Annotated in this window: 26 protein-coding genes; 21 read left to right on the top strand and 5 right to left on the bottom strand. The window is 42.7% G+C overall.

What is annotated here, in order from left to right:
* Positions 1 to 119: 119 nt before the first annotated feature.
* The 4 genes from ACLBWT_RS12080 to ACLBWT_RS12065 all read left to right on the top strand — a co-directional run bounded on the left by ACLBWT_RS12080 (position 120) and on the right by ACLBWT_RS12065 (position 2,434).
* A complete protein-coding gene (locus ACLBWT_RS12080) occupies positions 120 to 1,091 on the top strand; it encodes a hypothetical protein (protein WP_447663369.1) in 972 nt (323 codons plus the stop codon).
* 32 nt (positions 1,092 to 1,123) lie between these two features.
* A complete protein-coding gene (locus ACLBWT_RS12075) occupies positions 1,124 to 1,492 on the top strand; it encodes a hypothetical protein (RefSeq protein WP_447663368.1) in 369 nt (122 codons plus the stop codon).
* A gap of 89 nt (positions 1,493 to 1,581) precedes the next feature.
* Positions 1,582 to 1,938, top strand: a complete 357-nt coding sequence (locus tag ACLBWT_RS12070) for a hypothetical protein (protein WP_447663367.1) — start codon at positions 1,582 to 1,584, stop codon at positions 1,936 to 1,938.
* A 310-nt stretch (positions 1,939 to 2,248) separates the two neighbouring features.
* A complete protein-coding gene (locus tag ACLBWT_RS12065) occupies positions 2,249 to 2,434 on the top strand; it encodes a hypothetical protein (protein WP_447663366.1) in 186 nt (61 codons plus the stop codon).
* 122 nt (positions 2,435 to 2,556) lie between these two features.
* On the opposite strand, the gene ACLBWT_RS12060 is transcribed toward ACLBWT_RS12065, so the two are convergent.
* Genes ACLBWT_RS12060 through ACLBWT_RS12045 form a run of 4 tightly spaced genes read right to left on the bottom strand, consistent with a single transcriptional unit; the run spans position 2,557 to position 8,674 of the window.
* Positions 2,557 to 3,273, bottom strand: coding sequence for a hypothetical protein (locus ACLBWT_RS12060; RefSeq protein ID WP_447663365.1), 717 nt, complete (start codon positions 3,271 to 3,273; stop codon positions 2,557 to 2,559).
* The gene (locus tag ACLBWT_RS12055) at positions 3,270 to 5,000 is read right to left on the bottom strand and encodes a DEAD/DEAH box helicase family protein (protein ID WP_447663364.1); all 1,731 of its coding nucleotides are present in this window, start codon (positions 4,998 to 5,000) and stop codon (positions 3,270 to 3,272) included. Before ACLBWT_RS12055 ends, ACLBWT_RS12060 begins: the two co-directional genes overlap by 4 nt.
* Entirely contained in the window at positions 5,001 to 7,535 is a 2,535-nt protein-coding gene (locus ACLBWT_RS12050; protein ID WP_447663363.1) for an ATP-binding protein, read from the bottom strand. It abuts the gene before it with no gap.
* Entirely contained in the window at positions 7,532 to 8,674 is a 1,143-nt protein-coding gene (locus ACLBWT_RS12045) for a DNA cytosine methyltransferase (RefSeq protein WP_447663362.1), read from the bottom strand. The genes ACLBWT_RS12050 and ACLBWT_RS12045 overlap by 4 nt, the downstream gene beginning before the upstream one ends.
* A 241-nt stretch (positions 8,675 to 8,915) precedes the next feature.
* Between ACLBWT_RS12045 and ACLBWT_RS12040 the strand changes: the two genes are divergently transcribed.
* The 4 genes from ACLBWT_RS12040 to ACLBWT_RS12025 all read left to right on the top strand — a co-directional run bounded on the left by ACLBWT_RS12040 (position 8,916) and on the right by ACLBWT_RS12025 (position 11,606).
* On the top strand, positions 8,916 to 10,022 hold the full coding sequence (locus ACLBWT_RS12040) for a DNA cytosine methyltransferase (RefSeq protein ID WP_447663361.1): 1,107 nt from the start codon (positions 8,916 to 8,918) through the stop codon (positions 10,020 to 10,022).
* Positions 10,023 to 10,118: 96 nt separating this feature from the next.
* Positions 10,119 to 10,544, top strand: coding sequence for a very short patch repair endonuclease (locus ACLBWT_RS12035; RefSeq protein ID WP_447663360.1), 426 nt, complete (start codon positions 10,119 to 10,121; stop codon positions 10,542 to 10,544).
* 316 nt (positions 10,545 to 10,860) lie between these two features.
* A complete protein-coding gene (locus ACLBWT_RS12030) occupies positions 10,861 to 11,292 on the top strand; it encodes a hypothetical protein (RefSeq protein ID WP_447663359.1) in 432 nt (143 codons plus the stop codon).
* Between the two features lie 56 nt (positions 11,293 to 11,348).
* On the top strand, positions 11,349 to 11,606 hold the full coding sequence (locus tag ACLBWT_RS12025; RefSeq protein ID WP_447663358.1) for a hypothetical protein: 258 nt from the start codon (positions 11,349 to 11,351) through the stop codon (positions 11,604 to 11,606).
* Between the two features lies 1 nt (position 11,607).
* On the opposite strand, the gene ACLBWT_RS12020 is transcribed toward ACLBWT_RS12025, so the two are convergent.
* Positions 11,608 to 11,952 (bottom strand): helix-turn-helix domain-containing protein, encoded by a 345-nt coding sequence (locus ACLBWT_RS12020; RefSeq protein ID WP_447663357.1) that lies wholly within the window; start codon positions 11,950 to 11,952, stop codon positions 11,608 to 11,610.
* Positions 11,953 to 12,169: 217 nt separating this feature from the next.
* On the opposite strand from ACLBWT_RS12020, the gene ACLBWT_RS12015 reads away from it, so the two are divergent.
* The 13 genes from ACLBWT_RS12015 (at position 12,170) to ACLBWT_RS11955 (ending at position 23,360) form a co-directional block, all read left to right on the top strand.
* A complete protein-coding gene (locus ACLBWT_RS12015) occupies positions 12,170 to 13,492 on the top strand; it encodes a stalk domain-containing protein (protein WP_447663356.1) in 1,323 nt (440 codons plus the stop codon).
* A 77-nt stretch (positions 13,493 to 13,569) separates the two neighbouring features.
* Positions 13,570 to 14,037, top strand: a complete 468-nt coding sequence (locus ACLBWT_RS12010; protein ID WP_447663355.1) for a hypothetical protein — start codon at positions 13,570 to 13,572, stop codon at positions 14,035 to 14,037.
* A gap of 215 nt (positions 14,038 to 14,252) precedes the next feature.
* Complete coding sequence (locus tag ACLBWT_RS12005; protein ID WP_447663354.1) at positions 14,253 to 15,203, top strand: hypothetical protein; 951 nt, start codon at positions 14,253 to 14,255, stop codon at positions 15,201 to 15,203.
* 310 nt (positions 15,204 to 15,513) lie between these two features.
* Entirely contained in the window at positions 15,514 to 16,308 is a 795-nt protein-coding gene (locus tag ACLBWT_RS12000) for a hypothetical protein (protein WP_447663353.1), read from the top strand.
* A gap of 77 nt (positions 16,309 to 16,385) precedes the next feature.
* Positions 16,386 to 16,937: a hypothetical protein gene (locus tag ACLBWT_RS11995; protein WP_447663352.1), complete on the top strand. Its 552-nt coding sequence runs from the start codon at positions 16,386 to 16,388 to the stop codon at positions 16,935 to 16,937.
* Positions 16,938 to 17,064: 127 nt separating this feature from the next.
* Positions 17,065 to 18,471, top strand: coding sequence for a DNA primase family protein (locus tag ACLBWT_RS11990; RefSeq protein ID WP_447663351.1), 1,407 nt, complete (start codon positions 17,065 to 17,067; stop codon positions 18,469 to 18,471).
* Positions 18,472 to 18,762: 291 nt separating this feature from the next.
* Positions 18,763 to 19,323, top strand: coding sequence for a hypothetical protein (locus ACLBWT_RS11985; RefSeq protein WP_447663350.1), 561 nt, complete (start codon positions 18,763 to 18,765; stop codon positions 19,321 to 19,323).
* A 512-nt stretch (positions 19,324 to 19,835) separates the two neighbouring features.
* Complete coding sequence (locus ACLBWT_RS11980) at positions 19,836 to 20,264, top strand: hypothetical protein (RefSeq protein WP_447663349.1); 429 nt, start codon at positions 19,836 to 19,838, stop codon at positions 20,262 to 20,264.
* Entirely contained in the window at positions 20,261 to 20,722 is a 462-nt protein-coding gene (locus ACLBWT_RS11975; protein ID WP_447663348.1) for a JAB domain-containing protein, read from the top strand. The genes ACLBWT_RS11980 and ACLBWT_RS11975 overlap by 4 nt, the downstream gene beginning before the upstream one ends.
* Positions 20,723 to 21,043, top strand: coding sequence for a DUF960 family protein (locus ACLBWT_RS11970; RefSeq protein ID WP_447663347.1), 321 nt, complete (start codon positions 20,723 to 20,725; stop codon positions 21,041 to 21,043).
* An 82-nt stretch (positions 21,044 to 21,125) separates the two neighbouring features.
* A complete protein-coding gene (locus tag ACLBWT_RS11965; protein ID WP_447663346.1) occupies positions 21,126 to 21,347 on the top strand; it encodes a hypothetical protein in 222 nt (73 codons plus the stop codon).
* 22 nt (positions 21,348 to 21,369) lie between these two features.
* On the top strand, positions 21,370 to 22,953 hold the full coding sequence (locus ACLBWT_RS11960) for a recombinase family protein (protein ID WP_447663345.1): 1,584 nt from the start codon (positions 21,370 to 21,372) through the stop codon (positions 22,951 to 22,953).
* A gap of 14 nt (positions 22,954 to 22,967) precedes the next feature.
* Positions 22,968 to 23,360, top strand: a complete 393-nt coding sequence (locus ACLBWT_RS11955) for a recombinase family protein (RefSeq protein WP_447663344.1) — start codon at positions 22,968 to 22,970, stop codon at positions 23,358 to 23,360.
* Positions 23,361 to 23,386: the final 26 nt, after the last annotated feature.

Here is a 23,386-nt window from a genome sequence, read left to right as displayed (position 1 = left end):
ATAAAGGAGAGCTATTGATAAGTTAAGCGATGGCACTTGAAAAAACTTTGTCCAAATCCATATTTTAGGGTATTATTAACGTATAGAATTGCCCGAACATGGAAAGGGATGTTAATACTTTGAATGTACTCGATTTCAGAAGATTGGTTGATAAATCTTATGTTATATCTCGATTAAAAGGTACAGAGCATGAAAAAGAAGTTTCAAAGTTAAATATGGACGATCTTTTTCAATTGCTCAGAGAAAACTATAAAGATTTTTTGTTTGAGCTTGAAGAGATTTATGGATTTGCTGGTAAGACATCGCTCAACATTTTCGAAGCAAAAAACTTTCCTAAAGAAGCAAAAAATAAAGAACACTTTGTAAGGCTATTAAGTGAATACATTGAATTAGTTTCGCCGGGACTGTTAAAAGGTGATCAAATACCCATCGGACGTCAGATGCAACCGCCTTTAGAAGTTCGGACGATTCCTAATCTTGTAATTGATCGAGAAGATGGGTTCCTTATACAACTTGTAAACGGAATACCAAATCAGGTGCCTGATGGTTGGGGGATTAGAACAGTTATTCGACCTCATTATGAGACTGTAATAGTAAGGCTGTCGGAAACAGATCCAGTGTTTGTGGAAGTTCGATCAGGATATAGGATGTGTAATCAATATCTATCAATAATTGAAGATGTTGTTAAGGCAACTCCTGGACAATTAACTTGGGAACCACTAACAAAGTTAAGTGAACAGGAAGCGGAGCGTATCGCAGAACTTTTAGATGCGGGTTTGGTCGAGGCAGATCACTTAGGTACGGGGATATACGGCCGGAAGTCAGTTTCAGCAGCCGAAGGGATAGACCTAAGAAAAGAACAGAAGTATCAGGATGAATATAATGGTCTGCAATATCTTTCCCAAACCATGAATGTCAAGTATACTGATAGCAAAGGCTTTGTAAGCAATATTAGCTTTAAAGTTCAAATGAATGGCGGATTTCAGTTTCTCAGTAAAGTAAATGAACAGATGATAACAAGCGTTATGGAAGCATTCTATCAAGTTCGATACATTGAACGAATTGATAGAGCTACTGGAACTGAGGGCTAGGAACAACTACATAATATTAGGGGGGTGATTATTTGGACTATAATCAATATTTTGCTATTGATCAGGCATTGCATGAAGCAAGATTAAGAAGAGAAATGAGATTTAATGCTTATAGCGTTGCATATTGGGCAGGGCTTAGTAATGAAGTACAAGAAGTTAATAAATATTTACTGCAAAAAGTTGGTACTATACTTACATCGCGAATTGAATTTATATGTCCCAATAATCACCCTACATCATCAATCAAATTTGGCGAGGAGATACCAGTATATGCTACTTGTCATGTTTGTGGCGAGGAATTTCAACCCTCACTATTGGAAAGTAATATAGCGTTTTGGTTTAAGGAATTACCCCAAATTGAAGTTGCTAAAAAAAAAGTCCAACAGCTAGTTTTCAATTAGCTTCATATTTTTCTGCGGAGCAAGCGATTCAAGCTGGGGATATTGTTAGAGAAGGAAATATAGTCTATATAGATCAGAGGGTGTTTTATTTGGATGAAAAGAAGATAGAGACACATTTCGGTGATGTTAAAGGGGCTAGTATAAACATTGCTTCTGATAGCAATCAAACAACTGTAAACTATACAGAATCAGTAAGAACTAACACTGCACTAGATAAAGCTACAGCTGACTTATTATCATTGGTGAAAGCACATCTGAACCCAGAAACAGCAACTGTTGTTTCTGGAATGATAAATGATGCCGCAACCGAAGCTAAGAAAGCAGATAAAAAAGATACTTCAAAAATTAAAGGTCTTATCAGTGTAGTAGGTCCACTGCTTAAGGCAGTTCCAGAAGCTATCGAGACCTTTACCAGTTGGACGTCATTAATAGAAGATATTTTTTAATTTTACTTTATTGGACGAAAGCCGCCGTTGATATTTCTCGGCGGCTAGTTTACTTTTTGTCGCCGATGAAGAAAACGAGTTGATCGAACTATATAATGCTTTCAGAACAAACTGAGGTACTTATCCCAGGTTAGTAATTCTTAAGCTATTCCGCGATTCATCCGCTTGCCCTATAATGAGTTTAGAGTGATCGATCTTATAAAATGTCTGGTTATGAGGCTGAATGTTACATATTACATAAAAAGGATTCATAGGTAAAGGGAATAGACTCATGTTGAATTAATAAAATTTTATCCTTGGGGGAGCTAACATGGAAGACTTTAAACAAGCGTTAAATGATGCTATAACATCTTGGTCTAAGTTAAGTGAGGAGTGGGAAAAAATCGAACTTACCCACTCCGATGTCATATCTGAAAAATATCCTTTTAATAAAGAATTCAGAGAAATTCTGCACAATATGATTGAGTGGAAAGAGAACTTGCAAGACAAAAAATGAATATAGATGTAGAAAAAAATGAAAGTACCGTCCCTAGCGTTACATGACACAAATGACGGTACCTTCATTTTAGAGAATATAAGAATAGGAAATAAGTTTTTATAAAACCGTTTTAGTCCCCATTAGCTTTCTAACGAAACTAAAAAACTTAATCCCCCGCTCTGTACGAAAAAGAACTCCCGGTCATTAATTATAATATGACGGCCATTCTGCGGTCTGCTAATGCCTTTAACAACTGGATATGTACCGGACTCAATTTGACCTGTGACTTGTCCGCGAGAAGCAACGAGATAACCTATACCATCTTTAATTTTTCGATAAACCCCTGCTTCGATAGGTTCAAGTTTCAAACCAGAAATACTTTCGAAAATATCTGACACTGCTTTGAGATCGTCAGATATAATTACGACTTCAGATTGTATCGCATCTGAGTTTCTTAGTTTTTCTCTTATTTGTTCTGCATCGATCTCGTCTAATCTTTTTAATGTACCATATCCATGAGTGGCTTCTCTAACTAAAGTTATGTGTTTTTTGTTCTTATATTTAAGCCACTCAATATTTGGTAAGTTCGCTAAAATTGTTTCAGGTTGGCTCCGGCTAGAGTTTGAACCCCCAAGTACACTGTCAACATGCACGGCAGGATCTTTGCAAAGCTGATCCCAAACTAATTTTAATTCATCAAAAGTACGTGATTTTTCTTTACCCGTGGATGTCACTATCTCGATTCTTTTATTAATACGATCTATATTCTTTATTCGAACACCTTCTGCTTTGGCTATACTATCTAGGTTCAATCCAACAAGCTTCTCAATTTCAATCAGAAGTTCTTCAAAAGTCATATTCTACCTCCTGGCAACTCTGGCGGGAATTTTAATATACTTGTGTCTTCTCCTGCACCTTCAACAGCGGCGACATCTTCAAGCCATTGTCTTAGAAAGGTTTCTGTTTGGAGATCCTCTCCTCCAACCTTTCTAAAGGTAACTTTATGTGGCAAGCTTATTCTCACAGGTTTCCCTGGAGATGGGCCTTCTTCTGAAAGTCCGTCCTTCAAGTCAATCCCTGCTGCAAATCTTCTGATATCTGATACAAAGTCAAGCACAATTACTTTTTCCTTGTCTTTTGACAAACGCAGGCCCCTGCCTAGCTGTTGAATAAAGATTCGTCTGCTATGTGTCACTCGCTGAAAAACTATTATGTTGACATCAGGGACGTCCACACCTTCGTTCAAGATATCAACTGCACAAAGCACGTCAATTGAACCATCTTGGAAATCGCATAGTACCCGATTACGTTCCGCAGGGTTCATTGTCCGGCCTGTTGTTGTTTGCGAATAGATAGCTGAAGCGTTACAAAAACCTAGAGCATTGATTCTATCACGCATTGTTACTGCATGGTCAATTGTACCACAAAACACGATAGCTCTTGGTTTCTTTTGTTCCGTCCAGGCTCTTTTAAGTTCGTAAACGACTGCATCATCCCATTCAGAGATGAAAAGTGAGCGGTTAATTTGACGAGGGGAGAAATTCTTTCCATCTAGCTTGGAAAGTGCTTCCCAATTAATGTTGTCAGTATACATTCTATAATCAACATTCGAAAGAAAACCTTTTTTCAAACCGGTAACGATATCAACACGAACCACGGGCTCTCCGAAATAGTCAGTTATGTCAACTTCATCCGGTCTCCAAGGTGTGGCGGTAAGTCCCAAAAGGAATGGTCCGTTCACTTGTCCTGCCATCGTTTCCTTAATAATAGAATTGTACATTTGTCCACCAACATGATGACATTCATCAATAATTATCAAGTCGAAATAGGGAAGTTCATTTCTGCGGTCGATATAGTCAGCAACAGTATTCAAACATGCAAATACAGCGTTCGCCTTGCTGATCCGCTCGATACCGGGCTGTTCATATCCATTCCAAACGACAGTTTCCTGATATTTATTTAGAAAAGGCCAGAAAGCTTTTTCAATTTGGTAAACAAGCTCATTTGTATGTGCAATAACCAAGATTCGTTTAGGTGAAAGGGCATTGATCCTTCGGACCGCCTCACAGGCGACGAATGTTTTTCCTAGACCTGTTGCCATTACAACTAATGCCTTATTGATATCATTATTGAAGTTCTTGATAATCTCTTTAATCGCGTCTTCCTGATATGGACGCGGTTCTCTATCCGGAACACTTATCGAAGGCAATTTTTCTGCCCTTGTCACAAGAGTGTTAACATCCCAGAGCTGTAAAGGGATGCCTCTACTCATCAGTATCTGTTGCTGTTCTTTCACTTTAGACTCAAAACCATTTAGTGCGACAATTACAGGTACTTGGGCTCTGTATATTCGCAGTGCTTCTAGGGTTTGGTCGACGACCTCCATCCCAACTTTGTTACGCCAATGTTTCATTTGGAATAGCCACCGTTTGCCCGCCCGATGGGCTAAAACATCTGCTCCGCGATCACCGGATTGTCCAACAAGCCTGATACTTTCATAACCTTCATGAGCTAAAAGCCGACTGACAATTCTTTCAAATGCTTGCCAAGAGCCGAATCTAAGGTTTTCTGCAGATATGAACATTTATTTCGCAACCTTTTGTTGTAAGTAATCCAGCGATAAACGCGTCTTTTGAGCAATTCCTGGCTCTGGAATACGAAAACGGATGAAGTCAACAAGATCATTCATGCAGTTTGTGTAAAGACTCCGAATTCTCATCTGAGCTTGGGCTAGCACATCTCCACTAAGTTCGTTGGATTGAGAGTAGGATACAGTCCAAACACCGCCATCGAAAAATGCATCAGTATACTTTTTGAAAATATCTGTGATCGCGGATTCATCCAAATATAAAATGAACTGGCCATTTTCTTTCATCTGCCCAAGCAAGCTAATATCGACTCCATTGCTGAGCATGTTATTTACAAGATGCTTAATCTGTTCTTCTGTAAGCTCATTATATATGTCAACGAACATACTCCCTAATAATATTAGCAAACGCTCCTTAATTTGAACAAAGAAGGAGACGATTTCCTCACGTATCTTATCAGGATTATCCTCTAACTTGTCTGCCCACCTTGTGTTCAGGATTTGCCACTCAATATTTGTTAGAGTATGCTCTCCCTGATACTGTTTAACTGATAGGCGGCGGTTAACATCGTAAATATATAACGCTACTTCAGCCGCGATTAATTGCTCAGCACGTACACGAAAAGACTTAAATACTTTGTGTGTGCGATCAATAAAAATCGTTATCTCCTGATCTTTGAAGGTTATAAGCGGGGTTCCATCCTTCTTGCCAGGAGGTATGATCGCTTGTGAAGTTGCATATACACCAACATTAATAGGAGAACTAAAGGTGCCGTCTGCCAATTGGATCGAACAGCCTGGAATAGACAACTCGTCTGACTTATTAGAGTTGGCAATCAGATATTCATATGATACAGGGTTCTCCTTGCCTTTAACTTCGCCGCATGATGTACAATGAGGATCAGTCGCTCTGTTTCGGCCACCGCAAACTTGACAAGTCCAAGGCTCTTCTACTTTTGGGGCTTGTGAGCTTCCACAATGTGGACAAGACTGAGCTGATTTAGGAATTTCTTTGCTACAATCAGGATTAAGACACGGCTTTCCAATAAGAACATATCCACAAACTAGACACATATCATATTCTTTCGGATTTTGGGCTGAACACCCGGGACAGTCAATAAGTTCTTCAAGGGGCGGATTATCGGCTTCCTCAACCTTTTTCCACCATTCCGCATCATCATAGTAACCGGGAAGCTTTTGCAAGAACTTATCATAAAACTCTTTCTCAATGCCCCGAGAGATACGTTCAGGCTTATTCGATTCCTTATCAAAGTAACCCATGTACATATCCGTTTTACCCGGAGTACGAACACGCCGATAGCCCTGATACAATTTAAAAATGTAACTTTCATTTTTATCTGCGTTTGGTTGGGTAGGTTGCAGTGAGCTGTCTCCACGTAAGAAAGACATTGCACGCTGCCACTCAGGGCTACTGCGTTGAAAGTCCTGCTTCAAGAAATCAACAGGGACATGGTTCAAGTGGACTTCACCAACAATCCGGCCAGCTGGTCCATCGATTGGATAATCCTTGAAAGTCTTTTTAAACTCATCAACGAATTCAAAAAAAGCAGTCTTTTCCGCAATTCGGATTGCACGGCCATTTCTAATCAAATCAATACCGAAATCTGTATTGCTGTCAAAACGTTGAATGCCTACCCAACCTTTAATTCGTTCCTCAATGCTTCTAATGTTGGAAGACCCGCAGGACGGACATTCCATATTATCTGTTTGAATGAGTGCCGTACAACTTCCGCAACGACGCTGTGTGCCAATGGCTTGGTCAAAGTCAAACCGGGCTGGGATCTGACCCCGTCCTTTTCGGTCTACGTACCGCGATGAATCCCATACACAATGTTCAAAAGGTTCGCAAGGCTCTCCATTTATAAGCATACGTATCTCACGTCTTCTGAGAATACTTGCATAGCGGCGGCCTAGCTCTAATCGAACAGTTGTTGTACCGTATTGTACTAACCTTTTTACAAAGTGGCTATTAGCATTACCCTCAGGCCACCATTGGTCAATCTCAATTACTGTTCCGTTTTGTAGTTCCTTAGGCTTATCAATTAATTTAAATGGCAACTGATAGCTTTTTGTTTGATTAATGTGATCAAGGTTAATAACAACATCTATAGCTGAAGGTTCATCCTTTCTTGCCGTCAGGAGACGCGTAACCCGGCCCAATTTGCCTGTCGAGATATTAAATCCCATTCCGAATAAGCCGAGACTATCATACGGATTATTTCCTGAAAATCCAGCCTTAATTGCTTTTTCAGCCATGTCTGCTGTAAGGCCCGGTCCGTTATCGCGAATCCGAATTCTTCCCATATTTTTATTCAACTCCGCCAGTTTAGGAAGTTCAATGGATATGAGTGGGTTATCGATTTTGAGACCGATCAATTTCGCCATTGTAAATGAATCAATTGCATTGTCTACAAGTTCACACAGAGCATCAAGCGGCATCATCGGTGTATGTGTTAACGCTATGAGCACTTTTGGATCTGGGGTGAAATCGAAAAAGTTACTTGCTCTCATTGGGGCTCCTCCTCAATCATTTTTCTAATAGAAGTTGCAACAGCGTTTGCCAATTTTACAGCAACGCCGTTTCCAATTGTTTTGAATTTGTGGGTCAGAGGCATATCATCAGGCAAAACGTAATAGTCAGGGACACTTTGAATTCGCAAAGCTTCCCTGACTGTCAAACGTCTTGGTTGTGTAGGGTGCAAATGCACTTCATTGTTTCCATAAGCAGCCGTAGGACTATATCGCCAACGATGAAGCCGCTTAAAACTTTTTCTAGACACATCACCTTCTGGAATAATATAAAACTTGTCACTTATTGGCACAAATCCTTCAAGGCCATTTGGTAGTTTGGCCATTTCTTCAATATTGCAAAGGATCGAACCTACCATAAGTTCGTCGGGAATCATTTTCGGCTTCTCAGGTTCAATTCCGTAAGGTGTCACTCCTGGCCATATGAATTTCGTCTTAGCATCCATATAACGCTCGTCCTCAGGCCACTGAAACCACCGATAGTGAGCCGGAATTTTCCTAACACCAAGTTTCTTTTGTAACCACTTTTTCTTAATACCTACCATTATTACACGTTCCCGATCTTGTGGTACGCCGAAATCCAAAGCATTCAAGACACGATATTCTATTAGATAATCGGAAGAAAGCTGGTCTCTGAGATACTTAAAGAATTCCCTGTGTTTTGCGGTTCGGAGCAATCCAGGAACATTTTCGAAGAGAAAAAACGTCGGTTGAAGTTCAATGATTCTATTGACATATACCTGCGAAAGCTTGCCATGGTCCCCATCACGGCCACGATTTTTCCCGCCTACAGAAAAGTCCGGACATGGCGGTCCGCCTATCATTCCGAATACTTCTGGAATTTGTGTATTATTAAACGCCTCTCGCGCAATCTGATTTGGCCCTAATTCAACTATTGAAGAAGTGTTTGAAACCCTATGTTCTTTACCAGTTAAGGAGGTGAGTCCATGTTCAAAACCCTTGATAAAGTTTTTATCATATTCATTGCACCAAACAGTTTTAAAACCTGCCTGCATAAAACCAATATCGAGGAACCCCGCCCCTGTGAAAAAAGAAAGGATGGGGATTTCAAAGTTAGGTTTGTTTGAATTCGATATAGTATCATCTCCGCATAACAACATACTAAGCTCCCCCTAATCTTTACTATATGATAATATTCCACAGCTCCAGTCTATTTCCTTTCTTTGAAGCCGTTTAACACCAATTAGAATGCTTTCAAAAAGCAAACTACGGACTAATTTGATGGGAACGTATATTCTTAATTATACTCTTATTTTGTCGAAAGTGGTAGGAAAATACATTGCTTGATTACTCTATTTCCTTCATAATCAAACTTACTGGTAGAAAGGACGGTTCAGAACGATGTCATATTCTCTCGTTTCACTATTCTCAGGGGCAGGTTTCCTTGATTTCGGTTTCTCAGAAAACGGCTTCAAAGTAATCTGGGGTTCGGAATTAATCCCGCATTTTGCTGAGGCTAATAATTATAATCACCAATTAAGATACGGTACTGATATTAGTCCAGTACAAGCGATTGATATTACAACAGTAAGCCCACAAAACATTCCTAAGGCTGTAGGTATCATCGGTGGTCCACCTTGTCAGGATTACTCTGTCGGAAATGCTAAAAGCCCGGGTGTTAGCGGAGAACGTGGCAAACTAGTTTGGGACTTCCTGGATAAGATTGCTCATTTAGAGCCAGACTTCTTCTTATTCGAAAATGTGGCGTCCCTATATAAAACGAAAAAACATCGTGAAGAAGCTTTGGAACCTCTCATTCATCAATTTAATGAATTAGGTTATGAAGTGTACTTTAAAGTATTGAATACACTTGATTACGGTATTCCACAAGATAGATCGAGAGTATTCATTGTGGGCTTTAAAAAGGAAATCATTCGAAAGTTAGTGAGCTGTGGTTCAGATGCTTTTAAGTGGCCGCATCCGGTCTATACTAATCCAAAAAAAGATTTTAAGTGGCCATCGACAAGTAATGCCGGAGAAATCATTGAAGAACAAGAGTATATCGAGCAATTAAATATTCCGTATGAACTAACCGTTCACTCTGTTATTGGAAACCAAGCTGAAATATCTAAATTGCCTAATCATGTATTCTTTAGGCCATACTCAAACCGCTTCCAAACGGTTACTGAAGGAGATGTAAAAAGAAAGTCGTTCAAAAGGTTACATAGGTTTAGGTATAGTCCGACGGTAGCCTATGGAAATAACGAAGTTCATTTGCATCCAACGCAACCTCGTCGGCTTTCAGTAAGAGAAGCTTTACGACTGCAATCTGTTCCTGATTGGTATACATTCAAAGAAAACACACCCCTTGACAAGATGTTTAAGATGGTTAGCAATGGAGTAGCATTCAAACTCGCTGAGCTGTTAGCGATCGAAATTAAGATCGTGCTAGATAATTATTACGAAATTATCCGCTTGGAAAAAGAAGAGAAAATTACAGTGTCTTAAAAATAAAATGGGGCGGGCGATTGCGATTGCTTGCCCCATTTTATATTTGATATAAGTGGGTAATATAAAGAAAAGGCCTATAGGCAGGGATTTTCCATGGCGGATAAGGTATCAAAAGAAGTTCGAAGCAAAAACATGAAATCAATAAGGTCAATATCAGTATTGGAGGGGCTCGTTTCTAAAGAGTTATGGAGGCGGGGGTTACGATTTAGAAAGAACTCCAAAAAGTTATTCGGAAAACCTGATATTTCGATTAAGAAATACAGGGTGGTAATTTTTATAGACTCCTGTTTTTGGCACTTTTGTGATTTACATGGGAGGTATCCAAAAAGTAATATTGAGTACTGGGAAAAGAAACTAAACAGAAATAAACAACGGGATATTGAAATTACTGAATATTACAAAAACAAAGGATGGAATGTCTTAAGAATATGGGAACACCAAGTTAAAAAAGATTTTGATAAGACTATTGATGATATACTTGAGTTTATTGATTTTGCTGCTCGGAAAAAAGAAATATGAAATTGATGCAACCCTATATCTGCAAATGAGCGGGTATAGGGTTTTTCGTTCCATGGATAAGCGTTATATATAGTATATAGTAAATAATCGATTGGGCACGTAAACATATTGTAAGGCATATGATATGAGTAGTCCTGATTTTCTAGTTGCTTAAAACTTTAACGTTTCCGTTCCTATCATCCACCGGCCTTTTTACTAAATATCCCTAGGTACTCTCTAGGAATCTAAAGATACAGCGATACCCCTATTCTTAATTCGAGTAGGGGTGTTTTGCATTTCAACTATATCAAAAGTCAATTTAAAGTGGAGGCTTACTATGGAAAAGGAAAAGCAGCAAAGAATTTTGGAATTTCTAAAATCATCTTTTGATACAGACGGTACAATTCACATTTTGGCAGTTGCCGCGGCACAGGAAGAGCAGAGTACTTTATACCAAGAAGTTACATTCAAGCTCAGAGTAGCAATAACTTTTCAGGATGGTTATGAAGTAAATCCTTACTTCGATGGTACCGATTTATATGTAACCATTACCGCGGCTGGAATCGAGTTTGCGCGGGAGGACGAATGGGCCGACGGGCCTCCGCTCAGGGAAGGTAGCCCGAATGAATTTGCCTTCGATTGGGTGTCGGAGTTAGCGCCGCCATTTTTCGTCTCCCCACAGGCACAAAAAGCAGCTAATACGCTATCATCTGGAACAGCTAACAATGAGAAGCAATTACCAACCGGCGATGCGGACGGTTGGTTCTAAATCGTATTTCAAACCATAATTGATGACTCCCTACAATTGAAAGGAGGTGATCCCCAATGCCTAACCCACATAATGATTACGAGTCCCTAGTGGAAAAAGAAGATATTCTAGTCAACCGCATCGAGATTTGCGTTGAAACGATCGACGCGGTACTCCAGGCGCTATATAAGAAAGATGGTCCTGTCCATCTCCAAACTGTCCGTGAGATCATAAGCGTCATGCACGAAGTTCAGGTAAAGCTTGAACGCGAACTGCTCATTCTCAGAACCGAAAAAAGGCTCGCAGCCCGTTTCATGGACCGCAAGCCTTCCTAAGTTAACGTCTATTCTTTTTCTGCTCCCAATCCAAGACGGTCTTTAGCACGTTCAATGCCATCACCTGATCACTCGTTGGCCGCTCGGCAAGCATCTCGACAATTTGCCCGAGAGCATCCTTCCGTTCCATCGGCCCCAAGTAACGAAACAACTCTTCCAGTGAAGTGTCCAGTCCTTCAACGATTTTCTGCAAGGTTTCAATGGTCAGATTCTTTTCGCCGCGCTCAACCTGACCGACGTAATTTGTATGTAAACCGGAGAGCTCCGCCAATTGATCCTGGGATAGTCCCTTCGCCTTCCGCATTTTGCGGATGCGCTCCCCCAACCGTTTAACCACTTCCGCCATTCCAACCACCTCAAGACAAGCTTACCTGAGGCTCCATTTAGACTTAACCCACTATAAGTGTTAGTTGACGAAATTATAACATCAAAAGATAATAAAATTGTCGAATTTCCACTTCATAGTGTGTTTGGGTTGTATCGGAACAATTTTTAGTAATGAAAGATAATGTTTTATCGTACTTTTTCCTAAATCACAACAACGACAAATCGGAGGTTCCAAAATGAAAATGAAGAAACGTATTATTGCTCCAATTGTAACCACAGCGTTGCTATTCGGACAAGTTGGAAACGCATTTGCAGACGATTCGATCAACGTATACCTGAAAGGAAAGCAACAAGCGTTCGAGCAGCCGCCGATCATCAAGGACGGCTCCACGCTTGTGCCGATGAGGGCCATTTTCGAGGCATTAGGCGCAATTGTCAAATGGGACGGAGATAAGAAAATCATAGACGCTACGAAGGACGGAAAAACAATCCGCTTGCAGATTGGCTGGAAAGGAGCTTGGATCGGGCAAACCAAAGCTGATTTGGACGTAGCTCCGGAAATCATTAACGGAAGTACGATGGTGCCACTGCGTTTCGTCGGCGAAGCCCTGGGCGAGAAAATCGAATGGGACGGCGATACGCGCTCCGTTCTGATCTCAACTGATAAGGACCAGCTCTCGAAAGCAGATAGCGGAACATATAAGGGCTACGCCGATGTTTTGAAAGAAGTAATTGCCGCTAACACCGATACCGGCTTGAAAATGAGCGATGCTACATACAACGTACTTGCAAGCAACGCAGATGCCTTCTTCTCGGAGAGCAGAGGCAAGTTTTCGCTAGAAAACAAGGCACAGAAAATCGGCAGCAGCGAGCTTTCCAAAAATCCGGTGAAATACAGCTCGACCATCACCGAGCTCAATCGGATTCGTCTGTTCGACGTCAAGGAAGTTAACCTAGACAACGGACAAGTCGTGACGATCGCTTTCGGGGAAAATGAGAGCGGTGGTCTGTATTTTCAGGTATTCTATGTGGGCTCAACTAACTATGGAAAAGGGGACACCATCGAAATGAGGGGCGTTCCGGTAGGTGCGTCAACAGCAAGGCTCGTCAATAAGCTGGGCAACCAGTTCGATGCGCAGACAACCGTATTCGCGGCGGGGAACCTCTTTGCCGCGCTAGACAAATATTTGGACGAGGCAAGCAAAAAGGAGGCACAGCGGAAGGCCGAAGAGGAGCAGAAGCTGAAGGAAAAGGTCTACGACGTAAAGACGGGCCTAAATAGCGCCATCTTCGATAAGAACATCAATGCCATCAAAGACCTGATTGCCAAAGGAGCAGACGTCAATCAGACCGATGATTTAGGCAATACACCTCTTTTCTATACGGTAGGCAGCGCTGACCGTGACGATGATGCTTCTGTACAGATCGTACAGATTCTCCTAGATGCGGGAGCAAACCTTAACCCGCCTTCAAATGGGATGACGATCGCAAACTTTGCATACAAGATCGGAAATATAAAGATCGGGAACATGTTGAATACCGCGGCGAAGCGGAAATAAATAAAAAGAACGTCCTCATGTTCGCAATAGCGGACATGGGGTTTCAATAAGCAGCAGTAGATTGGAGGAACAGGGCTATGGGCATACTTTTTTTCGATATGCTTCGCAACAAAGTAGATATGAAAAAAGCTGAGGCATCACTAAAACGCGCAGAGAAGCGGGATAACAAGCGACTCAGAGAAGAGCGTACATTCGTCGACCGACAGGTCGAGGTAAGCACGAAATCGGAGTTGCAAGATGCCGTAGAAAAGCGGTACGGCTCCATCATCGTCAGCGGCGAACTGGCTAAACATGTCGGTATGGCATATAAGGTTAGGCATAAGCTGGCCGTGCTGGAGAAGGCCCCAGCTATGACAGCAAGAGGGTTAGGGGCGGCAGGTATTACAGAAACGGTTATAATTGTAGCGATCGTTGCGCTGACTGTCGTTCTCGTCGTTGCGCTTCTCAAAAATTATGATATCGATACAGATGTACAAGTAATCAACGAACAAGGCGAACTACAGCCCAAGGTTAAGCTTAAGCTTATCAAGAAAACGGGGGCTTGAAATATTGCTCTCCCCCATATGAAAATTTGATTTAATTCATGGCATCGTCTATGCTTTGGCAAAGAACCATCGCGGATTGAATAATATCATCGTAAGTGAGCCAATGGCTCCGAAAACTCATAATAGAATCGAGGCGTCCAATTAATATTGGACGTTTCTTTTTTTGCGTCGAGCTAAGCTATAATGTAGTTAAAACACAATTCGGGGTGAATAGATTGGATCATTGGTGTGACCACGAAATTAATGAGTGTAGATCCCTTTCTGACTTTGTAAAGGATTTGAGGGGCCATCAAAAGATACGCATTACGAAAGATGAAGTGTATAAGCAGTTTGTTCATCTCTTAAATTCCGTGTCAGATCTGAATATTAATCCGAGGAAAAAGGAGGAAATATATTTTGATAAGTCTGAAGAAGCAATAGTGAAGGAAATCATAATCGAATTTGAAGGGCCCTTTTTAAGGAGACTGGAAAAAGGGACTTTTAGAAAGACACTAGATGAAAAGGACATAGTTGCAGTCTCCTTTAGAGACAGGATGCTCAAGCTAGCTGAGGCAATAACCAATCCAGAATTAAGCGAAAATTGGACAGGAATCATTAATACTCTGAGCCTATTAGAAACTAGGAAGTATCTTTTCGAAATTTTGGAGGAGCTAAGCAATCAATTATTTTTGAGTAAAGAGACGCTATATGATAAATTTATGGATTTGATGCGTTTTGGTAATGTGAATCTGAAACTGCTAACGGAAAATGGTAGGGAGTACCTTTTTTATACAGAAGAAGAGAGGTTTATTAAAGATTTAGTAGTTGAATTGGTAGAAGGCAACTATCTTTCCAGGCTTATTAAAGGAAAATTGGCAGGAAAGAGTATTGAGGAAGACGATAAAGCTGCTTTCGAGTTTCGTGAGCGAATGCTTGAAAAGTGCAAAAATATTGAAAACGAGGAATTGTTCAAATCTTGGTATGGGACAATAGAGTTTTTTAGTCGACATGAGCTTCGATTACAGAGAAGGAAAACTGTGGAGATTTTGAAAGAAGGCATCGAGGGGCTTGTAACACTTACCAATGACAATGATAAGCCCTATGAGGAGCGCGTTGATACATTATTTAGATTGAATGGCGTTCTGAACGCCATATTTAAGCAGTATATTACCCCAAAAGACAAATAAGAAGATAAATAGAAATAACTACTACATCCATTGACATTGTCAAGGGATTTTTTTGCGTCTTCGTTAGGTTTTTTTGAATCTCATTTAACCAAATGCCTCAGCGTTAATCTCATGGCACAATTCAGGATGTAAAAAGAAAACACTCTACCAGTCCTTAACGGGCTACAAAACAAAGGGAGGAAAAACATAATGAAAGCCCCGCCACCAGAATAGAAAACACCGCACCGTTGGAAACACTTTTCAGTGATATCCGCATTATGAACGCAAAACTGATCCTTGATAATTGAATAATCAGAGGAGGAACCATTCAATGCTAAAGCTTGAAATCGCCATCCGCAACCGAACTTACCACCAAAGCCGTTACGAGGAGGATTTCTTCAAGAAACAAATCGTAGCAGGCAATGTCCAAGCGATTGGATACTGCTTCCGTAAGGGCTGTTTCGATGAGGTTCGAGAGCGAGACTTTCTTGCTCCCCAGCCTATCGTCTCCATGAAGCAGGCAATCGAATATCTCGCTAAAATGGAGCGTTCGAAGCTCGACCAAAATGAAAGGGTCTGCCTTGTTGCTGAGATGGTCAACAAAGTAGAAGGCAACTATATCGACGTCGATAGATTTGAAATATCTCTTGCCGACAAAAACGGTAAATCTTGTGGGCATGAGGACTTGGAAATTTACAAGCCATTGTACGTCCTCATCCGCGAGAAGGGTACAGAAGGAGCAGCCCGCGAGATTGAGAAGATGATGGCAAACGAAAGATACTTTATCTCAATCAACTGCTGGGGCGAGTTTGTCGATTTAGGCGCAAATAATGAAGTGATCGTTCCTGATTTTGAACTTACCATCAATGTTGCCGGAGATTCCGGTGAGAAAAAGGAATCCATCCGTCAATCCATTCTTAGTACCTTTGATGTCATTGAATATCAAGAGGCCAACGGTGAACTGCGGTTTACTACCTACGGCGGTGAAGGACCGTTTGTTTACGACATAGGGGATGTTATCTCAGTCGCCTGTGAAAAATTTGGTCCGGAAATTGACAAGAGGATGGCTTCGATCGGCCTGACCGATTATAAGGTCATTTTCTCAGTCAATGAATGCATCTGTTGAACCTCAAGTAGCGTCAGCAGCGACAGAGCCGTGTATTCCGAACAAATCATACTAAATCTATAGGAGCGTGCTTAACCATGTTTACAATGTTGAATGTCTTGAATGTCCTGAAACCGCGGGAGCAATTGAAGCTGAGTTTACCAGATTTCCACGATATCCAGTATTTGTGCGATGGGAAATCGCCGATTTACAGACTTAACGCCGAATTTGACAACTATCAAGGTATGAAGTTGTCTCAACACCCAGATAAAGAAAAGGCAATACAGGACTTAATCCAAGCTTTGAGCAAAACCAGCTGCCCTCCTGACCGAGTCTTTATTTTTAATGATTCTGAACTGCATGTAAGTGCTGACTGGTACCCTACGTTCCCTTTGATTTTTAAAGATGTTGAACCGTACTGGACACTAATTGATAACTTTGTGAAGTATATTGGAACGTTTGACTTCGCGAAAGGGCAATTCAATACGGGAGCATTTGCAGATAGTCCCGGCGTATTGACTGAACGCGAGGAGCAATTCATCAATACGTTCGGCGTAAATGTTCAGATTAGTTCAAAAGAGATGCTTGATTTTTACAAGTTATCTCAAAAATGCTCTCCTAAAGAGATTACCGTTGTTGATGCACGCTAAATAACAATCAATAATTCCTGAAAATCTAGCTACAAGTAGCTTCAATATTAGTTTATAGTTCGACGCTACTTGTAGTAAAAAAGGTTGGGTAATGCCCCGCCATTTAAAGGGGGTGAAAAACAGAGATATGAACCAAAACGCCAGTACTTTGCTTGATATCTACAGTATTCCCGTCAATGAAGATGTTTTGGGAGGCAGTAGTCTTAGCCAGCGGTTAGAAAAGCGCGGTTTTTATTACGATGAGCATGGCAGGCTTCGCCTCAATGCCAACATCTTCGTTGCTTATGTCCTGTATAGGATACGCCTTATATTTTGTAAAGGAATCTACTACATTTATCATCGTCGTTTGGGGAAATATCAGGAGATCTGCAATGATGATCTCCTGAGGATTACTCGCGATATCATTCATGAAGCTCAGGATAATCTGTACCATAGCAGCTTTAGCAATGAGTATATCCGGGTGCTCCGGCTAGAAACGCCGCAAGTAGAGCGTATGAACCCTTTCAAGCACCTAATCAATGTGAAGAACGGGATGCTAAATATACTGACGGGTGAATTATTACCGCATTCGCCGGAATATTACTCTACCGTACAATTGGACCTAGAGTATGCCCCCGAAGCAGAACCGACGCGATTCCTTCAGTACATCTCTGAGATTACGCTGGGAGATGAGGAACTAGCCAATCTCCTGCAAGAAATTGTCGGCTACATACTCTCACCGGAGACCCGGATTCAAAAGGCGTTCTTTTTGGTCGGAGGCGGGTCCAATGGTAAAGGTATTTTGACTCGGCTGATTACGCTGCTGGTAGGCGAACAGAATGTCTCTAATCTGACCCTTTCCGACTTTGGCGATCGGTTTCGGCTTGCCAATCTGGTAGGGAAAGCAGTAAATATTGCAGCGGAAAATGAAGTCGGGCATCGCGGGCTCAACAGTGAAAGATTCAAGCAATTGGTTGCCGGTGACGATGTCGTGGTAGAGCGAAAGTATCAAGAGCCGTGCAGCTTTACGCCGACTTGTAAGTTTCTCTTTGCTGTGAATTCGCTTCCGCGGACCACCGACCATTCCCACGGATTGTACCGGAGATTGCTGCTCATTCCTTTTGACCGTCAGTTTAGGGATGAGGAGCAAGATAAGACGCTAATCGACCAGTTAAAGGGAGAGCTTCCGGGTATCCTGAACTGGGCCCTGAAAGGCTTAAATCGACTGATGGAGAATGATTTCAATTTTACGACTTCTGAAATGGCGGAGAGACTGCTCAGTCGATATAAGCAAGAACAAAACCCGCTGCTTGCCTTTGTGAGAGCATCGATTGATTCAGGCTCCGACCAAGAAGGGTTGTTCCGTAGCGAAATACGTAAAGCATTACAAGTATGGTGCACAAATAACGGTACGGAAGAACTGATGAAATTGCCCGGTCAGAAGCTATGGCCGATGTTTAAATCGGTTCTTGAGAACTTGGACTTGCCAAACGAAGAGAAGCAATATAACGGAAATTACCGATTTAAGGGGCTGAAATGGAAGGGCGGCTGCTAGAAACAAGCAAAACCGGCGGCACTTAATTCATAAAGTGAAAGGCAAGTGTGAACAAAGTGGACCTCATTCGTTCAACAAACCTTGATGCCACAAGGAAAAGTGAAAAAGTGTGGAGTAAACTGGGAATTTCGAAAAACGTAATTTCTTCCTGAAAAAAATTGCAGAAAAAATTTTTCACCTCGCTCTGCACTTTCCCACTTTTTCATGCGGCACAAGGGGCGGCGCCTACTTGCATTCACACTTGTTCCACACTCAGCCCTACACTATTTCTCAAAGAAAGGAATGTTTCCGATGGCAATTATTAGACTAAGAGAACCACTACCTCAAGGTAAACATGCCGCCCAAATAAGCGGCGTTACCACCCTAAATGATGTAGAAACCAAGTTCGGCCCCAAAAAGATGATGAAGGTAACATTTACAGTTAGTTATAACGGAAAAACGCAAACGGTTAGCGAGAGATACAATGTATCAACACATCCTGACAGCAATATGTCTCGATTGCTGAGAGTCTTCTATGAAGATATACCGGACGAACTGGATACCGATATATTAATCGGTCGGGAATGCCGGGTTGTCATTGAACATAGGACTCTATCTGACGGAAAGCTATGGAATGGCGTGAAGGAAGTTTTGCCCCCCCGAACTCCAGATTATGAGGCAACTCCGGTCGAATTGCCGGGAGTAACGATGGCTGATGCCGGGACAAAGAAAATACGGAGAAATCCGAGAGAGGGCCTCGCTGCAACGTTAGCAGATGCGAGAGCCAGAGCAGCAATGCATCCAGCGTCGCCTGTTACTGACGCGTCGCATCTCTTTGAAGACGATGACTCTCCGGAGGGTCAGGAGGGATAATTCTTGGCTACCCTACGTCTTGCTTGGAATGATGGAAGTTACATCCGCGAAGGAATTTACCAAGCCTTTATCGATCTAGTCTATATTGATAGGGCTGTCAGAGTAGGGGACAACCTGTGCGACCAAGTGGTTGTCCTTTATAAGGTAGCTGTTGGCCAAAGGTTGCGATCGATACGAGAGAGATATTTTCTACCGTATTATCCAGGTAGCCGGTTTGCTACGGTTCTGAATTCGCTCTATGGTTACTTGCCCGAGCAGTTGGATACCTCTGATCTATTAGATTGCGAATGTTTCGTTAGGATTTGCCATAAACCGCTACCGTCGGGAAAGACTTGGTGCTACGTCGACGAGATACTTCCTATAACTGAACCGCACTAGATTAAAACCATTCGCGTGAACGTCCAAATTAGAGTTGATTCACGCGAATGAAACGTTTTGACTGTATTTTCTTACAGATATTATGACCTTGAAATTCCGGCTTATGTTAGAAAATTTCAAGGGAGATGGGCAAATTGCTAATTATTACGGAAATCGATCACATTATTAAGTTGCATCATAGCGGCAAGCTGCCGCGCTTCGGGCTGCATTACCTAATGGCTCAATACCTCGATTTTGCAGCAGGACTGAACCACAGAACACCGCCTGACGATTTTTCGCTGGAGGAGCACGGCTACCAGATGGCGGTGTTGGAACGAGAAGACTCGAACCGCGAGTTGCCGATCGTCAGTCCGATCGGAACAAATCTGATTCTGACGGACTCCCACCCTGAGTACGTGGAGCTGATTGAGCTAGCTGATGATCACTCAATGTACCGGATATGCTTCATGTCCGACAATGAAAGTTTCCTCATGCTTTATGCACCAAAAGGCGGCACGGATGCGGTTGTGGAACAATGGCTTGCCGAACAAGCCGGATGTCCCGCAGAGGAGGGCGTACAATGAGCAACCGCAAAGCGGCAAAACGAATCGAGGTTGTATCCCTACGAATGGTACGCGAGAAGACGTCGCTGCTCTACCCGAACCGCGTCATCCGCTCGCCGCAAGATGCGGCGGACTTGTTCCGGCAATTCATCGGGGATTGCGATCGCGAGTCATTCTGTATCCTGTGCCTGAACACGAAGAACGAGCCCACCGCGATCCATCAGGTATCCTGCGGCTCGCTCAATGCTTCGATTGTCCATCCCAGGGAAACATATAAACTGGCTATCTTGGCAAATTCAGCTTCAATCATTGCCTGCCACAACCACCCCTCAGGTCAGCCTGACCCAAGCCCGGAGGACGTGGAGCTGACAGAGCGGCTGAGGGATAGCGGATGTTTGCTAGGCATCGAACTTCTCGATCACGTCATCCTCGGTGAAGGCACCCGATTCATAAGCATGAAAGAACGGGGGCTGATGTAAATGTCCAGCTCATTCAGCTCCAAGCGATATGTAACACGCGGCATCAACGAAATCCTCAATCTCGAACTACAGTTAACTTTATGGGAGCTTGTTGACGAGCAAATTCGCGATGGCTTGAACATGGATTACCTGCAAGTATTCGAACTGGGCACCGAGAATGTAAATGGACGGAATATCCAGAAGGTTATGCATCAGCAGGAACAGCCGGAGCGCAGCAGAGTAACGATGCTGCCCGGCGTCCGCAGGCATGTACACGATATGACGGTTTGGATTATTGACAGCGGCGAGTATGTGACGATGCTTTTGCCATCGGAATACTGAAGGCAATCGCAATCCCAAATAAATATTCGATTATCGTTTAGGGGTAGTCGTATTTTCTAAATGACAACAAGGAGGGACGAATATGCGAGAGGCTGCAGGCATTCAACATGGTATTGAATCGGCAATTGACTTGCTATCCGATATGATAATCAACTACCTTGCTGTTCAAGAGAGGAAGGCGGCTCGTCGCGCAGAAGTGATGCTTTGGCTAGAGCCTATACTTCTTGCAGAGGATGAAGAGTTCACTAACCGAGAACTAACAGCAGAATTGCTGGGAACATGGGACTATCAACTCGTAGCGTGATGCAAGAGAGGAGGCTAGATCCATGATAATCCCTAAGGCCGTACTCTATGTCCGGGTTTCGTCGGAAGAGCAGGTGGAAGGCTACAGCATCGACGGACAGTTGGACGCGCTGAGGGAACGCTGTTGCCTGAACAAAATTCCCATTATCAAAGAATACGTTGATGCCGGAAGGTCGGCTAAATCCATAAAGGGTCGGGAGGCATTGCAAAAATTGCTTGCCGATGCCGAACGCGGCGAATTTCAATTCGTCTATGTGTGGAAGCTCAACCGATTGGCCCGAAACATGCAAGACTTGCTCTACATGCTGAACATCTTCAATAAAAACAATGTCAGCATCGAGAGTTTGACCGAAGAAATTAAGACCGATTCCGCTATGGGGAATTTCATCGTTCAAATGCTCGGTGCTACCGCCGAACTGGAACGAGGGCAAATATGCGAGAACGTCCAACTTGGCGTTCAGGAACGCAATCGGCAGGGACGATGGAATAGCGGCAACATGGTGCTTGGCTACAGTTGGCATCGGCAACCGAAGCTAGGACAGCCGCAACTAGAAATTGTTGCGGAGGAAGCCGATCTCGTCAGGCACATATTCCAACTGTACGCCGATGGCCTGGGACTCAAGGCGATCACAAACAGGCTAAACAGAGAGGGCTTTCGGACAAAGAAAGGATTGTCTTTTGGAATTGCGGCGGTGAGGGGAATTCTGACGAACCCCAACTACATTGGGAAAATACGCATAGGAACCAGCCTGCGGCGGTCTAAACCGGGCATCGAGGTACAACTGGCGGATGGTGAACAAGAGCCGATCGTTTCACAAGAGCTTTGGGATAAAGTGCAGTCAAGATATAGGAAGAACTCACGTCCACCATCCAAAGCAATCAATCGCCCTTTCCCGCTGACGGGCATGCTAAAATGCCCTGAATGCGGGAATAGCATGATAGCGGCACATACCAAAAATTACAACAAAAACGGTACGATCAGGCAGAACTACTACTATATATGCTCGCGCTATTCGAATAATGGTGCTGCTGCATGCCGAACAAATGCAATTCGCGCCGACGATATAGAAGAATGGTTTTTTCGGAAAATTCGAGGACTAATCACAACCCCGCGATTGCTTCAGCAAATTGCCGCGGCGGTGAATGCCAAAAAGGATGCTGATCGTAAACCGCTGGAACTTGAACGGAAAAGGTTGGAGAAGGAACTCGCCGACTTTGAGAACCGACAGCAACGTTGCTTCGAACTATTTGAAGACGGGCATATCGATCAACGCGGCTTTTTAGAGAGGCTTACCGAATTGAAAGAGAAGCAAATGGAGATGCAAGCTGATATCAATGAAATTCAGCAAAAACTGTCTAATAGACAGATGGAATTTGTGCAACCGGAAAGCATCCGAAACGCGCTGAAACAGTTTCAGAACATGCTTCTTACGGCTCCAATGGAGCAGCAGAAGCAATTACTTCGAAGCCTGTTCGATAAAATATCGCTGCCTCATGACCGCGACATTTCAAAGGCGGTTATCCACGGTAGCGAGCAACTGCAGCAACTACAATTAACCGGCCAAATGGAGGAAAAACAATGGAAAACCAATAACAAACTCGCGTAAATACTCGTGTTGCCGTGTATGCTCGTACGAACCAGAATGAGCCAGTGAACGGATGTACCATAGATGAGCAGGTTGAGACGCTAAAAGCCCATTGTATGCAACAAGGTAAAGAAATTGTCGGCATTTTCATCGACGAAGGAGTTAGCGGCATTCACTTAAAAAGCCAGCACTCTCTTCTCAAACTATTGGAAGAAGCGAAGCGGGGCCTTTTTGACGAAGTACTCGTATGGAAAATCGATCGGTTAGCGAGGCAAACTCTTGATGTCCTTCAGACTGTCGATATTCTAGAAGAGCATAACGTTACCTTCACCTCACTCCATGAAAGGTTCGATGCTTCAACCCGCCATGGCCGATTCGTACTACAGATGATTGCCGCGGCGGGGGAGTTTGGACAACAAAATCTATAGCGTTTTGATCCGAGGGAGGCACTACA

It is taken from the genome of Paenibacillus sp. D51F, from assembly GCF_053345695.1.
Note: the sequence above shows the minus strand (reverse complement) of the source record. Positions and strands in the feature narration are given on the sequence as shown.

What these genes read in the sequence shown, in the direction of transcription:
- ACLBWT_RS12015 (WP_447663356.1), top strand. Translation starts at nt 12,170, where the DNA reads ATGAAAATGAAGAAACGTATTATTGCTCCAATTGTAACCACAGCGTTG.
- ACLBWT_RS11960 (WP_447663345.1), top strand. Translation starts at nt 21,370, where the DNA reads ATGATAATCCCTAAGGCCGTACTCTATGTCCGGGTTTCGTCGGAAGAG.
- ACLBWT_RS12055 (WP_447663364.1), bottom strand. Translation starts at nt 5,000, where the DNA reads ATGTTCATATCTGCAGAAAACCTTAGATTCGGCTCTTGGCAAGCATTT.
- ACLBWT_RS12060 (WP_447663365.1), bottom strand. Translation starts at nt 3,273, where the DNA reads ATGACTTTTGAAGAACTTCTGATTGAAATTGAGAAGCTTGTTGGATTG.
- ACLBWT_RS11975 (WP_447663348.1), top strand. Translation starts at nt 20,261, where the DNA reads ATGAGCAACCGCAAAGCGGCAAAACGAATCGAGGTTGTATCCCTACGA.
- ACLBWT_RS12025 (WP_447663358.1), top strand. Translation starts at nt 11,349, where the DNA reads ATGCCTAACCCACATAATGATTACGAGTCCCTAGTGGAAAAAGAAGAT.
- ACLBWT_RS12040 (WP_447663361.1), top strand. Translation starts at nt 8,916, where the DNA reads ATGTCATATTCTCTCGTTTCACTATTCTCAGGGGCAGGTTTCCTTGAT.
- ACLBWT_RS12010 (WP_447663355.1), top strand. Translation starts at nt 13,570, where the DNA reads ATGGGCATACTTTTTTTCGATATGCTTCGCAACAAAGTAGATATGAAA.
- ACLBWT_RS11995 (WP_447663352.1), top strand. Translation starts at nt 16,386, where the DNA reads ATGTTTACAATGTTGAATGTCTTGAATGTCCTGAAACCGCGGGAGCAA.
- ACLBWT_RS12000 (WP_447663353.1), top strand. Translation starts at nt 15,514, where the DNA reads ATGCTAAAGCTTGAAATCGCCATCCGCAACCGAACTTACCACCAAAGC.
- ACLBWT_RS11965 (WP_447663346.1), top strand. Translation starts at nt 21,126, where the DNA reads ATGCGAGAGGCTGCAGGCATTCAACATGGTATTGAATCGGCAATTGAC.
- ACLBWT_RS12030 (WP_447663359.1), top strand. Translation starts at nt 10,861, where the DNA reads ATGGAAAAGGAAAAGCAGCAAAGAATTTTGGAATTTCTAAAATCATCT.
- ACLBWT_RS12045 (WP_447663362.1), bottom strand. Translation starts at nt 8,674, where the DNA reads ATGTTGTTATGCGGAGATGATACTATATCGAATTCAAACAAACCTAAC.
- ACLBWT_RS11970 (WP_447663347.1), top strand. Translation starts at nt 20,723, where the DNA reads ATGTCCAGCTCATTCAGCTCCAAGCGATATGTAACACGCGGCATCAAC.
- ACLBWT_RS12050 (WP_447663363.1), bottom strand. Translation starts at nt 7,535, where the DNA reads ATGAGAGCAAGTAACTTTTTCGATTTCACCCCAGATCCAAAAGTGCTC.
- ACLBWT_RS12065 (WP_447663366.1), top strand. Translation starts at nt 2,249, where the DNA reads ATGGAAGACTTTAAACAAGCGTTAAATGATGCTATAACATCTTGGTCT.
- ACLBWT_RS11990 (WP_447663351.1), top strand. Translation starts at nt 17,065, where the DNA reads ATGAACCAAAACGCCAGTACTTTGCTTGATATCTACAGTATTCCCGTC.
- ACLBWT_RS11985 (WP_447663350.1), top strand. Translation starts at nt 18,763, where the DNA reads ATGGCAATTATTAGACTAAGAGAACCACTACCTCAAGGTAAACATGCC.
- ACLBWT_RS12020 (WP_447663357.1), bottom strand. Translation starts at nt 11,952, where the DNA reads ATGGCGGAAGTGGTTAAACGGTTGGGGGAGCGCATCCGCAAAATGCGG.
- ACLBWT_RS12035 (WP_447663360.1), top strand. Translation starts at nt 10,119, where the DNA reads ATGGCGGATAAGGTATCAAAAGAAGTTCGAAGCAAAAACATGAAATCA.